At 65.5% G+C, this 12,686-nt stretch carries 12 protein-coding genes; 10 read left to right on the top strand and 2 right to left on the bottom strand.

Annotation, left to right across the window (positions count from 1 at the left end):
* Window positions 1–167 precede the first annotated feature (167 nt).
* The 7 genes from OU419_RS21575 (at window position 168) to OU419_RS21545 (ending at window position 5,423) form a co-directional block, all read left to right on the top strand.
* The gene (locus OU419_RS21575; protein WP_254470708.1) at window positions 168–884 is read left to right on the top strand and encodes a TetR/AcrR family transcriptional regulator; all 717 of its coding nucleotides are present in this window, start codon (window positions 168–170) and stop codon (window positions 882–884) included.
* Window positions 885–989: 105 nt separating this feature from the next.
* A complete protein-coding gene (locus OU419_RS21570) occupies window positions 990–1,553 on the top strand; it encodes a hypothetical protein (protein ID WP_254470709.1) in 564 nt (187 codons plus the stop codon).
* Window positions 1,550–2,854, top strand: a complete 1,305-nt coding sequence (locus tag OU419_RS21565) for a flavohemoglobin expression-modulating QEGLA motif protein (RefSeq protein WP_254470710.1) — start codon at window positions 1,550–1,552, stop codon at window positions 2,852–2,854. The genes OU419_RS21570 and OU419_RS21565 overlap by 4 nt, the downstream gene beginning before the upstream one ends.
* A 47-nt stretch (window positions 2,855–2,901) precedes the next feature.
* Complete coding sequence (locus tag OU419_RS21560) at window positions 2,902–3,648, top strand: TIGR00266 family protein (RefSeq protein ID WP_254470711.1); 747 nt, start codon at window positions 2,902–2,904, stop codon at window positions 3,646–3,648.
* Window positions 3,645–4,568 carry an alpha/beta hydrolase gene (locus OU419_RS21555; protein ID WP_254470712.1) on the top strand — a complete coding sequence of 308 codons (924 nt, stop codon included), beginning with the start codon at window positions 3,645–3,647 and terminating at the stop codon, window positions 4,566–4,568. The genes OU419_RS21560 and OU419_RS21555 overlap by 4 nt, the downstream gene beginning before the upstream one ends.
* The gene (locus OU419_RS21550) at window positions 4,565–4,888 is read left to right on the top strand and encodes a hypothetical protein (protein ID WP_254470713.1); all 324 of its coding nucleotides are present in this window, start codon (window positions 4,565–4,567) and stop codon (window positions 4,886–4,888) included. The genes OU419_RS21555 and OU419_RS21550 overlap by 4 nt, the downstream gene beginning before the upstream one ends.
* Before the next feature lie 25 nt (window positions 4,889–4,913).
* The gene (locus tag OU419_RS21545) at window positions 4,914–5,423 is read left to right on the top strand and encodes an O-acetyl-ADP-ribose deacetylase (RefSeq protein ID WP_254470714.1); all 510 of its coding nucleotides are present in this window, start codon (window positions 4,914–4,916) and stop codon (window positions 5,421–5,423) included.
* Window positions 5,424–5,612: 189 nt separating this feature from the next.
* Here OU419_RS21545 and OU419_RS21540 read toward each other — a convergent pair whose 3' ends face one another.
* A complete protein-coding gene (locus tag OU419_RS21540) occupies window positions 5,613–7,958 on the bottom strand; it encodes a heavy metal translocating P-type ATPase (RefSeq protein ID WP_254470715.1) in 2,346 nt (781 codons plus the stop codon).
* A gap of 87 nt (window positions 7,959–8,045) precedes the next feature.
* Here OU419_RS21540 and cadR point away from each other — a divergent pair, with 87 nt between their 5' ends.
* Window positions 8,046–8,513, top strand: a complete 468-nt coding sequence (gene cadR / locus OU419_RS21535; RefSeq protein WP_254470716.1) for a Cd(II)/Pb(II)-responsive transcriptional regulator — start codon at window positions 8,046–8,048, stop codon at window positions 8,511–8,513.
* 65 nt (window positions 8,514–8,578) lie between these two features.
* Here cadR and OU419_RS21530 read toward each other — a convergent pair whose 3' ends face one another.
* On the bottom strand, window positions 8,579–8,926 hold the full coding sequence (locus OU419_RS21530) for a pilin assembly protein (protein WP_254470717.1): 348 nt from the start codon (window positions 8,924–8,926) through the stop codon (window positions 8,579–8,581).
* 192 nt (window positions 8,927–9,118) lie between these two features.
* Here OU419_RS21530 and ppc point away from each other — a divergent pair, with 192 nt between their 5' ends.
* Together ppc and adk are read left to right on the top strand one after the other, a co-directional pair.
* Window positions 9,119–11,755: a phosphoenolpyruvate carboxylase gene (gene ppc, locus OU419_RS21525; protein ID WP_254470718.1), complete on the top strand. Its 2,637-nt coding sequence runs from the start codon at window positions 9,119–9,121 to the stop codon at window positions 11,753–11,755.
* 248 nt (window positions 11,756–12,003) lie between these two features.
* The gene (adk, locus tag OU419_RS21520; RefSeq protein ID WP_254470719.1) at window positions 12,004–12,651 is read left to right on the top strand and encodes an adenylate kinase; all 648 of its coding nucleotides are present in this window, start codon (window positions 12,004–12,006) and stop codon (window positions 12,649–12,651) included.
* The last annotated feature ends 35 nt before the right edge of the window (window positions 12,652–12,686 follow it).

Below are 12,686 nucleotides of genomic sequence, written 5' to 3'. Positions count from 1 at the left end.
CTCGAACGCTGTGTAGCACGTCATATGGCCAAGCCGGAGCTTCAGCCGTCCGCTGCGCCGTATCCACCCTGCGGTGGCTTGCTGTCGCACGGGAGTGGCGGCGATTGATTCCCTGTCCAAAAGCCCGAACAATGCCCCATCAGGCCGCGCCGCCGGAGGTAATGCCAGTGTCCCACGTGTCCCCGCGAGACAGCGCCGCGCAAGTCGCCAGCGCCATCGCCGAAAGTGTGAAGTACCAGGGCCGCAAGGCCAGCCGCCAGGGTAGCGAACAGCGTCGCCAGGCGATCCTAGACGCTGCGCTGCGGATCATCGTCCGCGACGGCGTGCGAGCCGTTCGCCACCGAGCCGTGGCAGCCGAGGCCGGCGTGCCGCTGTCGGCCACCACCTATTACTTCAAGGACATCCAGGACCTCATCACCGACACCTTCGCGCTGTTCGTCGAGCGCAGCGCCGAGGCGCTCTCGGCGTTCTGGGCAAGCGTGGAGGGTGACTTGCAGGCGATGGCCGCCAGCCTCGGCCAGGATGACCCGCAGGCGCGCCGCGCGCTGACCGACAATATCGTCGAGCTGGCGATCAAGTACGTCCACGTGCAGCTCACCGAGCGCCGCGAGCATCTGCTGGCCGAACAGGCGTTCCGCCAGGAAGCGCTGCTCAACCCGAGCCTCAACGACCTGGCGCAGCGCCATCGGCGCATCCTCTCCCTTGGTGTGGTGCATTTTTTCGAAGTGCTCGGCTCCCGGCAGCCGGAACAGGATGCCAAGGTGTTGACGGCTATCATCCTGCAGATGGAGTATCAGGGCCTGCTGGATGGGGCCGATCACCTGAAGGTCGACGAGATGCGCGCGATTCTCAGCCGCTATCTCGATCTGGTGATGGGCCTCTAAGCGCAGCAGCATTCCAACCCCGCCGGCCGGCGGGGTTTTCGTGTGGGAACTCCCGATGCCTTTTTCCATCGCATGTGAAGGGCTTCGGGACCTAAGGAGGGCGTGATGAAAGTCTGGCGTGCACTGCTGCTGTTGAGCATCTGCCTGCTCAGTGGCTGCCTGGTGACGTTCAAGGACCCGATTCCGGCCAACGAGGCCGCGCCGGCCCACCTGCTGGGCCAGTGGTCGCGGGTGAACGAGTACGGCGAGGAGCAGTTCCTCGAAGTCACTCGCTCCGGCTCCAACCTCTACCGCGCGGTCAGCTACGTCGACAGCAAGGACAACACCGACAGCGTCGAGGACTTCGGCTTCACCGTTGCCCACCACGGCAAGCGCTGGTACCTCTCCGCCGGGCTGCCCAGGAGCATGGGCGGCAATTTCGCCCTGGCCGGCTTCGAGATCACCGACAAGGACGAACTGGTGATCTATAACCTGGATGTCGAGCAGGTCCTGCAGGACATGGGTAAGGGAGCGTTGAAAGGGCAGAAGGTTGACTCCGAGCAAGGTGCCGGTGCCCTGGTCACCAGCCCGCTGGCCGAGGTGGTCGCCTACCTGAACGATCCGGCCAACTCGGATGTGTTCGTCGAAGCCCTGCGTTTTTCGCGCGTGACTCCGGGAGAACGGCAATGACGCCGCGCCGCAAGAAGTCCTCGCCCAGCGAGTACCAGCAGATTATCCGCGGTCTGTCCGACCGCATCGTCGAGGCGCAGACGCCGATCCGCGTGCTCGATGCCATCAAGTGGGACGACGGCATCCGCGACGACTTCCTCAAGGGCCGTGGCAAGCACGCGCCCAAGGTCGACCGTGCCTATTACGACGGCCGGCCGCTGTCGTTCGACAGCAGTGCCAAGAAGCAGGAATTCCAGAACATCGAGCGCGACATCACTCGCCACCTGGGGCAGTTCAACCCGGTCGGGCAGATCATGCGGCGCATGTGCAAGGAATACCGCATGGTGATCCGCATGCTCGAAGCGCGCGGCACCCAGGACTTCGGCCTGATCTCCCAGGAGCTGTACGGCTCGGCCTCCGATGCTTTCCATGCCGGCGACCCGACGCTGGCCGACCTGGGCCTGATGCTCTCGGACTACCTGAACAACATCGCCGACCGGGGCGACCTCAAGGACGAGCCGAAGACGCTCACCGCCGGCGATGTGGTGACGATGCTGCAGGAGCGCCTGAACAAGGTGTTCGGCGAGGAGGAAGACACCATTCGCGTGTTCGAGTCCGACGGTATCGTCGCCGACGCGGCGGCGGGCGCGGACTACATCAAGGTGCGCGCCGACGCGTTGTTCAATGAACGGGACGTGCGCGCACTGGAAGTGCACGAAGGGCTGGTGCATGTCGGCACCACGCTCAATGGCCTGAACCAGCCGATCTGCACCTTCCTCGCCAAGGGGCCGCCGTCGTCCACGGTGACCCAGGAGGGCCTGGCGATCCTGATGGAAGTGATTGCCTTCGCCTCCTACCCGACCCGCCTGCGCAAGCTCACCAACCGTACTCGCGCCATCCACATGGCCGAGGAGGGCGCGGATTTCCTCGAAGTGTTCAACTTCTACCGCGAGCAGGGCTACAGCGTGGAAAGCAGCTACCAGAACTCCAGCCGGGTGTTCCGCGGCTCGACGCCTTCCGGCCTGCCGTTCACCAAGGACCTGTCCTATCTCAAGGGTTTCATCCTGATCTACAACTACATCCAGCTCGCGGTTCGCAAAGGCAAGCTGGAGCAGATCCCGCTGCTGTTCTGCGGCAAGGCGACCCTGGAAGACATGCGCACCCTGCGCCAACTGGTGGACGAGGGCCTGGTGGTACCGCCCAAGTACCTGCCGCCGCAGTTCCGCGATCTCAACGCGCTGTCGGCGTGGATGTGCTTCTCCAACTTCCTCAACCACCTCAGCCTCGACCGCATCGAGGCGGACTACGCCAATATCCTCTGAACCAAGCCGCCCGCAGGGATCCGCTCGGGCGGCCAGGAGTGCCCGCAATGCCCAGCCATGACCTCGATTACCGCATCCTCGGTGAATCCATGCAGACCGTGGAGATCGAGCTGGACCCCGGCGAGACCGTCATCGCCGAGGCCGGGGCGATGAACTACATGACCGGTGGCATCCAGTTCACCGCGCGCATGGGCGATGGCTCCGACAGCGGCCTGCTGGGCAAGCTGTGGAGCGCCGGCAAGCGCAAATTCAGCGGCGAGTCGGTGTTCATGACCCACTTCACCAACGAAGGGAACGGCAGGCAGCAGGTGGCCTTCGCCGCTCCCTACCCTGGCAGCGTGGTGCCGGTGCGGCTGGGTGAAGTTGGCGGCAGGCTGATTTGCCAGAAGGATTCCTTCCTGTGCGCGGCCTATGGCACCAAGGTCGGCATCGCCTTCGCCAAGCGCCTGGGCGCCGGCTTCTTCGGTGGCGAGGGCTTCATCCTGCAGAAGCTGGAAGGCGACGGACTGGTGTTCGTGCATGCCGGTGGCACGGTGATCCGCCGGGAACTGAACGACGAAACGCTGCGGGTCGATACCGGTTGCCTGGTGGCCTTCACCGATGGCATCGACTACGACGTACAACTGGCCGGAGGCCTGCGCAGCATGCTGTTCGGCGGCGAAGGCCTGCTGCTGACCACGCTCAAGGGCACCGGTACGGTCTGGTTGCAGAGCCTGCCGTTCTCACGCCTCGCCGAGCGCATCTACGATGCCACCTTCCGCGCTCGTGAAGAGGTAAGGACCAACGCCGAATGAGTATCCTGCGCCTCGCCATCCTGGCGCTGCTGGTCAGCCTGAGCGGCTGCAGCTCGCTGCTGTTCTATCCCAGCCCGGATGTCGCCATTACGCCCAAGCGCGCCAGCCTGGAGTACCGCGATGTCACCCTCACCACCGCCGACAGCGTGAAACTCGCCGGCTGGTGGCTGCCGGCCAAGGCCGGCGTGCCGGTCAAGGGCACCGTGCTGCACCTGCACGGCAACGGCGGCAACATGGCCTGGCACCTGGGCGGTGCTTTCTGGCTGCCCGAGCAGGGCTACCAGGTGCTGATGATCGACTATCGCGGCTACGGCAACTCCGAGGGCGAACCCAGCCTGCCGGCGATCTACCGGGATATCGATGCCGCGTTCGCCTGGCTAGACAAGGCGCCCGAGGTCCAGGGCAAACCGGTGATCCTGCTCGGCCAGAGCCTCGGTGGCGCAATGGCCGTGCATTACCTGGGCGAGCACCAGCAGCGGCAGAAGCAACTGCATGCCGTCGTGCTGGACGGCGTGCCTGCCAGTTACCGTGACGTGGCGCGCCATACCCTGAGCAACGCCTGGCTGACCTGGCCGCTGCAAGTGCCGTTGTCGTGGTTCGTGCCCGATGGCGACAGTGCGATTCGTTCGATCCCGCGACTTTCTGGCGCACCCGTGCTGTTCTTTCACAGCATCGACGATACCATCGTGCCCCTGGACAACGGCCTGAGCCTCTACAAGGCCGCGCCGCCACCCAAGGTCTTCCAGTTGACCCGCGGCAATCATGTGGAAACCTTCGGCGAGCCGGTGTGGCGTGAAGTGATGTTGCGTTTCCTCGACGATCCGCAGCGCTTCAGCGGGTTGCGCAGGCTGGCCGAAGTCCCGAATTCGTCAACGCCGGAACCCGCCAAGGCGGACTCCACACAACAAGGCAAACAATGAACGACCGTAATCCGATCTCGTACATCCTCACTGTCATCGCCACCATCTTCGTTTCGGTCGGCGCGCTCTGGTACTACGGCTACCTGCATTTCGCTAAGCCCGAGGACGCGCGCCTGCTGGCCGAGTTCACCATGCTCAAGAGCATCCCCGGCGAGGACGTCAAGCTGGCGCTGGAGCCGGCCGACCAGCAGGCCCAGTGCGTCGATGGCGTGCTGGTGATGTTCGACATGAGCCAGAAGGGGCTGACCGGCGTGCTGGTCGATAGCCGCAAGCGCGCCGTGCGCTGCATGGGTCAGGAGACTCCCCAGGAAGTCAAATGACCAAGCCAGCGGCGGAGGTATCGCAATGAGCCACCCGCAAATCCGTGTCTGGCTGGGCGACATCACCCGCCTGGATGTCGACGTCGTGGTCAATGCCGCCAATAGCTCGTTGCTCGGTGGCGGGGGTGTCGACGGTGCGATCCATCGTGTCGCCGGCCCCGAGCTGGTCGCTGCCTGCCGCATGCCGGGCGGCTGCAGGACCGGTGAGGCGAAGATCACTCCCGGTTTTCGCCTGCCGGCGCGTTTCGTCATTCACACCGTCGGGCCGGTCTGGCGCGGCGGCGAGCAGGGCGAGCCCGAGTTGCTTGCCGACTGCTACCGCAACAGCCTGCTGCTCGCCGAGCGGCGTGAGCTGTCAAGCATCGCCTTTCCCGCCATCAGTACTGGTATCTATGGCTATCCCGCCGAGGCGGCGGCACAGATTGCCGTCGATGAATTGCGCTGCCTGCGTCCGCCGGCCAGTTCGCTGAAGGAACTGGTGCTGGTGGCATTCTCGGAAGAGATGGCCGAGTTGTATCGGCGCCTGTTGGGCTGAGGGGGATACGCCGGCCGTTCCTGCCGGCGCCGAAGGCCCTCGAACGCAGGATGGCGTGGAGCGAAGCGATACCCACCGCGGCGGATAACGCTGCGCGTTATTCGCCCTACAGGTTGTGCTCTTCGTAGGAGCGATGGCGTCCCCCTCGCTCCTGCCCAAAGGCAGGAGCGAGCGTAAGGCCGAGGAAGCTCAGCCCTGATGACGCAGCAGGCGCAGGCCGTTGAATACCACCAGCAGGCTGGCGCCCATATCGGCGAACACCGCCATCCACAGGGTGCCTTCGCCGGCCAGCGTCAGGGCGAGGAACACCGCCTTGATGCCCAGAGCGAGTGTGATGTTCTGGATCAGCACGCGGTGAGTCTGGCGCGACAGGCGGATGAACGACGGCAGCTTGCGCAGGTCGTCGTCCATCAGCGCCACGCCAGCGGTTTCGATGGCCGTGTCGGTTCCGGCGGCGCCCATCGCAAAACCGATGTCCGCGCGGGCGAGGGCCGGGGCGTCGTTGATGCCGTCGCCAACCATGCCCACGCGGCTGCCACCAGCCTGGCGCTGTTTCACTTCGCGCAGCTTGTCTTCCGGCAGCAGGTTGCCCTGTGCAGCATCGATGCCCACCTGAGCACCGATGGCGGCGGCGGTGTGCGGGTTGTCGCCGGTCAGCATCAGCGTCTTCACGCCCAGCTCATGCAGTTGGGCGACGGCCTCGCGGCTGGTTTCCTTGACCGCGTCGGCCACCGCGAAGAGTGCCAGCGCGCCGCCGTCGTCCAGCAGCACGATGACTGTCTTGCCCTGCTGTTCTAGGGCGTCGAGGCGTGCCTCCAGCTCCTTCGAGCACAATTGCAGCTCTTCCACCAGGCGGTGGTTGCCCAGGTGATAGGTGCGTCCGTCGATCTCGCCCTTCACACCGCGCCCAGGCAGGGCTGTCAGTTCACCCACGCCGTATAGCGCCAGGTTGTCCGCTTCGGCCGCCCTGGCCACCGCCTGCGAAACGGGGTGGTCGGAGCGTGCCGCCAGGCTTGCCGCGAGGGTGCGTACGTCGACGCCGGGCAACTCGCGCAGGGGGGCATAGTCGGTCTGGCGTGGGCGGCCCTCGGTCAGCGTGCCGGTCTTGTCCAGGGCGATCCAGCCGAGCGACCGCCCCAGTTCGAGGAACACGCCGCCCTTGATCAGGATGCCCATGCGCGCCGCCGCCGAGAGCCCGCTGACGATGGTGACCGGTGTGGATATCACCAGCGCACAGGGGCAGGCGATCACCAGCAGCACCAGCGCGCGGTATATCCAATCCAGCCAGGCCCCACCGAAGAACAGCGGCGGCAGGAGGGCGGTGGCGATGGCGATGAGGAACACTACCGGTGTGTAGATGCGCGAGAACTGATCGACGAAGCGCTGGGTCGGTGCCCTCGAGCCCTGGGCCTCCTCCACGGCGTGGATGATCCGTGCCAGGGTGCTGTCGTCCGCCACGCGGGTGACGCGGTATTCGAGTGCACCTTCGCCGTTGATGGTGCCGGCGAACAATGTGTCGCCGGGCTGTTTCTCCACGGGCAGGCTCTCGCCGGTGATGGGCGCCTGGTTGACGCTGGAGCGGCCATCCAGCACTTCGCCGTCCAGCGCGATGCGCTCGCCTGGACGCACGCGCACGCGGGCATCCAGAGCCACCGATTTTGCCGGCACATCGCTCCACTGTCCGTCGATCTGTATGGTCGCCAGTTCAGGCGCCAGTTGCAGCAACCCGCGGATGGCGTTGCGGGCGCGATCGAGGGATTTCGCCTCGATCAGTTCGGCCACCGCGAACAGCACGGCGACCATCGCCGCCTCCGGCCACTGGCCGATCAGCATGGCGCCGGTCACCGCGATGCTCATCAGTGCGTTGATGTTGAGGTTGCGATTCTTCAGCGCGATCCAGCCCTTCTTGTAGGTTGGCAGGCCAGCGCCGAGAATCGCCGCGATGGCCAACGCAGCCACCAGCCACTGCGGGCCGACGGCGAACCACTCGAAGAACTCCGAGGCTGCCGCTGCGACACCCGCCAGCGCCAGCGGCCACCACGGCTTGTGCTGGGTGGGCGGTGCGCTAGACGGGGTGCTTTCGTCGATGGGCTCGGCCTGCATGCCCAGCGAGGCGACCAGCTTCTGCAGTGGATCGATGCTGTCGAAGCGATGCTGTACGCGCAGCAGGCGCTGCATCAGGTTGAAGTCGAGATTTTCCACCGCCGCGACCCGACCCAGGGCGTCGCGCAACAGGCGCTCTTCGGTAGGGCAGTCCATCGCTTCGATGCGCAGGCTGGTCCAGCGCAGTTCACCGCCAGCCGCGCCGCTCGCCGCACTGGCGGCGTCACGGGCCAGCGCGCTGCGATCCTTGCTGTGGTCATGGTCATGGTCATGGTCATGGTCATGGTCATGGTCGTGACCATGCTCATGGGTATGCTCTCGGGCCGGTGCTTGCAGCAGCGCGTCTTTGTCGCAGCCACAGCCGCTGCCGGCGCTGTGTTCCTGGTCCTGGACGGGACCGTGGATGATCGGGCCCTGGCGATTGGCAGTCATGTCGTCCGTTCCTGTTTGACGAGTTGCTGCTGATTGCACACCCTGTAGTAACTACAGAGTCAAGCCTGTCTTTCGAGGAGAGCGCAGATGAAGATCGGTGAACTGGCAAAGCTGACCGGCTGCCCGGTGGAAACCATCCGCTACTACGAGCGCGAAGGACTGTTGCCGGAGCCGTCGCGCAGCGAGGGCAACTATCGGCAATACGATGCGGCCCATGTGGAGCGCCTGTCGTTCATCCGTCATTGCCGGTCGTTGGACATGACCCAGGAGGAAATCCGCATCCTGCTCGGCCTGCGCGATCGTCCGGAGTCCGACTGCGGTACCGCCAACCGGCTGATCGACGAACACCTGCATCATGTCGAGGTGCGCATCGCCGAGTTGCAGTCGCTCAGCCAGCAGTTGCGCGACCTGCGCGCCCGCTGCCGTGGCGAGGGCAACAGCGAGGACTGCGGCATCCTGCGGGAACTGGAGCAGCCGGCGGAGCCGTCGGTGACTCCGGAAGCCTGTGCCGAGGCCGGGCATCTGCATGTTCCCGGGGTGCACGGCCGCCACTGAGCGAGCCTGTTCCGGCGCCGGGCCGGGGCATGGGGCATCGGCGAATGCCGGGCGCCGGTTGCAGCCTATGTGGGGCTCTTCTGCCCGTCCGCTTCGGTCAGCTCATGCAGGTACTTGCGCGATAGCTGCAGGAAGCGCGGCGTAGGGCCGATGTCCTCGTAGATCGGGTCGCCCTGTTCATCCTGCGCCACTACCTTCTGGCCCTTCACGTAGGGGAAGCTCGCTTCGAGTTCCTCCAGCGCCGAACCGACCAGTTCCCCCAGTATCTCCTCGACGCTGCGCTTGGGATACATGTCGTGCAGCGCCGCCAGCCGTGCAGCGGTCTCCACATCCAGCGGGATGCTGTAATGGTGGCTGGTCATGCGCCCCCTGGCGCTTTGCTCCCAATGGCGTACCAGATCGCGGATTTTCATGATCACCTCGTTGGCCTGCCCGTAGCGGGCTGGTGGGGCGCCCCTCGTGGGAGCGCCTGCCGGTTTTCCCGATACCTTCGGGATATCTTTGAGCCTAGACGCTGTCGGAGCTGCAATGCTGGCGTTCGTCGCGCGCTTGTCAGCCGTGGCCGCCGGCGGCACTGTAGAACTCTCTAGCTAGGAGACTCCGTCATGCCGGATATCGACGCGCGCCTGCGCGAGGACGTTCACCAGTTGGGCGAGTTGCTCGGGCAGACCATCCGCGACCAGTACGGCCAGGGCTTTCTCGACAAGATCGAGCTGATCCGTACCGGAGCCAAGGCGGCGCGGCGAGGGTCGGCGGACGGTGCCCGGCAACTGACGGCAACGCTGGACGCGCTGGGCGAGGACGAGCTGCTGCCGGTTGCGCGGGCGTTCAACCAGTTCCTCAACCTGGCCAACATTGCCGAGCAATACCATCGCATCCGCCGGCGCAAGCCGAACGAGGCGGAGGCCTTCGAGAACCGCGTGCTCGGCGAGTTGCTCAGCCGCCTGCGCAAGTCCGGCCTGAGCGCCGAGGGGCTCGCGCGTCAGGTGGCGGAGCTGGAGATCGAGCTGGTGCTTACCGCGCACCCGACCGAAGTAGCTCGCCGCACCTTGATCCAGAAGTACGATGCGATGGCGGCGCAACTGGCCGCCGGTGATCACAGCGACCTGCTGCCCGAGGAGCGCGAGGCTGTGCAGGAACGCTTGAAGCGTCTGGTCGCCGAGGCGTGGCACACCGATGAGATTCGTCGTACCCGACCGACGCCGGTGGACGAGGCGAAGTGGGGCTTTGCGGTTATCGAACACTCCTTGTGGCAGGCACTGCCGGCGTTCCTTCGGCATGTCGATGCGACCTTGCAGCAGACGCTGGGCGAGCGTCTGCCGCTGTCCGCCGCACCGATTCGCTTCGCTTCCTGGATGGGGGGCGACCGCGACGGCAATCCCAATGTCACCGCCGCAGTCACCCGCGAAGTGCTGCTGCTGGCGCGCTGGATGGCGGCGGACCTGTACCTGCGCGACGTCGACAGCCTGGCGGCGGATCTTTCCATGCAGCAGGCCAGCGGTGAGCTGCGCGCGCAGGCCGGTGATGTCGCCGAACCCTACCGGGCGTTGCTCAAGCAACTGCGCGAACGCCTGCGGGCTACGCGAGCCTGGGCCGAGCGGGCGATCCAGAGCGGCGAGGCACCGTGCGCGCAGGTGTTGCAGGACAACCGCGAACTGCTCGAACCCCTGCAGCTCTGCTATCGCTCCCTGGTGGAGTGCGGCATGGGAGTGATCGCCGATGGCGCGCTCCTCGATACGTTGCGCCGCGCCGCCACCTTCGGCCTGTTTCTCGCGCGCCTGGATGTGCGCCAGGACTCCAGCCGGCATGCCCGGGCAATGAGTGAAATCACCGGGTACCTGGGGCTGGGCGACTACGCCCAATGGGATGAAAGCGTGCGCCAGGAGTTTCTCCTGGAAGAGTTGGCCAGCCGCCGCCCATTGCTGCCGGCGAACTTCCAGGCCACGGCGGATACCGCCGAGGTACTGGAAACCTGCCGGGTAGTGGCGCAGGCTCCGGCTGCGTCGCTGGGCTCCTACGTGATCTCGATGGCAGGGCAGCCTTCGGATGTGCTAGCGGTGCAGTTGCTGCTCAAGGAAAGCGGTCTGCAGCGGCCGATGCGTGTGGTGCCGCTGTTCGAGACGCTGGACGACCTGGACAACGCCGGCCCCTGCATCGACCGCCTGCTCAGCCTGGACAGCTACCGCACCGGCCTGGCCGGCCCGCAGGAAGTGATGATCGGCTACTCCGACTCGGCCAAGGACGCCGGCACGCTTGCGGCGGCCTGGGCGCAGTACCGGGCGCAGGAGGCGCTGGTGGAAATCTGCCGCCAGCACGGTGTCGAACTGCTGCTGTTCCACGGTCGCGGCGGCACTGTTGGCCGGGGCGGCGGCCCTGCCCATGCGGCGATCCTGTCGCAACCGCCGGGCTCGGTGGCGGGGCGCTTCCGCACCACCGAGCAGGGCGAGATGATCCGCTTCAAGTTCGGCCTTCCGGGTATCGCCGAGCAGAATCTCAACCTCTACCTGGCCGCCGTGCTGGAGGCCACCCTGCAGCCGCCGCCCGTACCGGAAACGGCCTGGCGCGAGGAAATGGACCGCCTGGCTGCCGATGGCCTGGCGGCCTACCGGGCCGTGGTGCGGGATAATCCACAGTTTGTCGCTTACTTCCGCGAGGCCACGCCGGAGCAGGAGCTGGGCCGCCTGCCGCTGGGCAGCCGTCCTGCCAAGCGTCGCGAGGGCGGGGTGGAGAGCCTGCGGGCGATTCCGTGGATTTTCGCCTGGACCCAGACTCGCCTGATGCTGCCGGCCTGGCTGGGATGGGAGAGTGCGCTGCTCAACGCCATCGAACGTGGCGAGGGGGCGTTACTGGGGCGCATGCGCAAGGAGTGGCCGTTCTTCACCACTCGCATCGACATGCTGGAAATGGTTCTGGCCAAGGCCGACCGGGAAATTGCCCAGCTATATGACGAGCGCCTGGTGCAATCGGAACTGCGACCATTAGGTGCATATTTACGCGACCTATTGTCGCAGTCGGTGCGCGTGGTGCTCGGATTGACCGGCCAGTCCCAGCTTCTCGGTCACGCTGCGGAAACCCGCGAGTCGATTGGCGTGCGCAACACCTATCTCGATCCGCTGCATCTGCTCCAGGCCGAATTGCTGGCACGCTCCCGACGCTGCACCGGAGAAGCCTGCGGCGGTCTGGAACAGGCCATGCTGGTTACGGTGGCGGGTATCGCGGCGGGGCTTCGCAATACCGGCTGAGGCGCCGCCACCCCCACCAATGGCGGATTGCACGGTGGTGGAATGGTATTACCTTTGAGGGCTGATCGTGGGAGATTCGACCTCCAGCGATCGGCCCTTGCGGTCGCCAACCGCGTCTTGTGTGGTGTGGGGCCGCTGTGTATCTTGGACACCCTTTCGGCGCAGGTCTGCGCCATTCCAAGCATGATGAGATTGGCCCCACGAGGCGGATCCGTGATTTCGCTTAACAAGTATTAAGGAGCATATCGATGCGTGTGATTCTGCTCGGGGCGCCCGGTGCCGGCAAAGGTACCCAGGCTCGCTTCATCACAGAGAAGTTCGGCATTCCGCAGATCTCCACCGGCGACATGCTGCGTGCGGCGGTCAAGGCAGGCACCGAGCTGGGCCTGAAGGCCAAGAGCGTGATGGATGCAGGTGGCCTTGTATCCGATGACCTGATCATCAACCTGGTCAAGGAGCGCATCGCTCAACCCGACTGCGCCAATGGTTTCCTGTTCGACGGCTTCCCGCGCACCATTCCGCAGGCCGAAGCCATGAAGGAGGCCGGTGTCACCATCGACAACGTCGTCGAGATCGCAGTGGATGACGAGGAAATCGTCAGCCGCATCGCCGGCCGCCGCGTTCACCCGGCCTCGGGCCGTGTCTACCACGTCGAGCACAACCCGCCGAAAGTGGCCGGCAAGGACGACGAGACCGGTGAAGACCTGATCCAGCGCGAAGACGACAAGGAAGATACCGTGCGTCACCGCCTCTCGGTCTACCATTCGCAGACAAAGCCGCTGGTCGACTTCTACCAGAAGCTGGCCGCTGCCGAAGGCACCCCGAAGTACACCTGCGTCGAAGGTGTCGGCTCGGTGGAGCAGATCACCTCCAAGGTGCTCGCTGCCCTCAGCTGATTGCTCCGCGCAATGCCAAAGGCCCGCACAATGCG

Origin of the sequence: Pseudomonas triclosanedens, from assembly GCF_026686735.1 — a bacterium.
Taxonomy (GTDB): domain Bacteria; phylum Pseudomonadota; class Gammaproteobacteria; order Pseudomonadales; family Pseudomonadaceae; genus Pseudomonas; species Pseudomonas triclosanedens.
The sequence above is the reverse complement of the archived record's forward strand: the minus strand, read 5'-3'. Positions and strand labels throughout refer to the sequence as shown.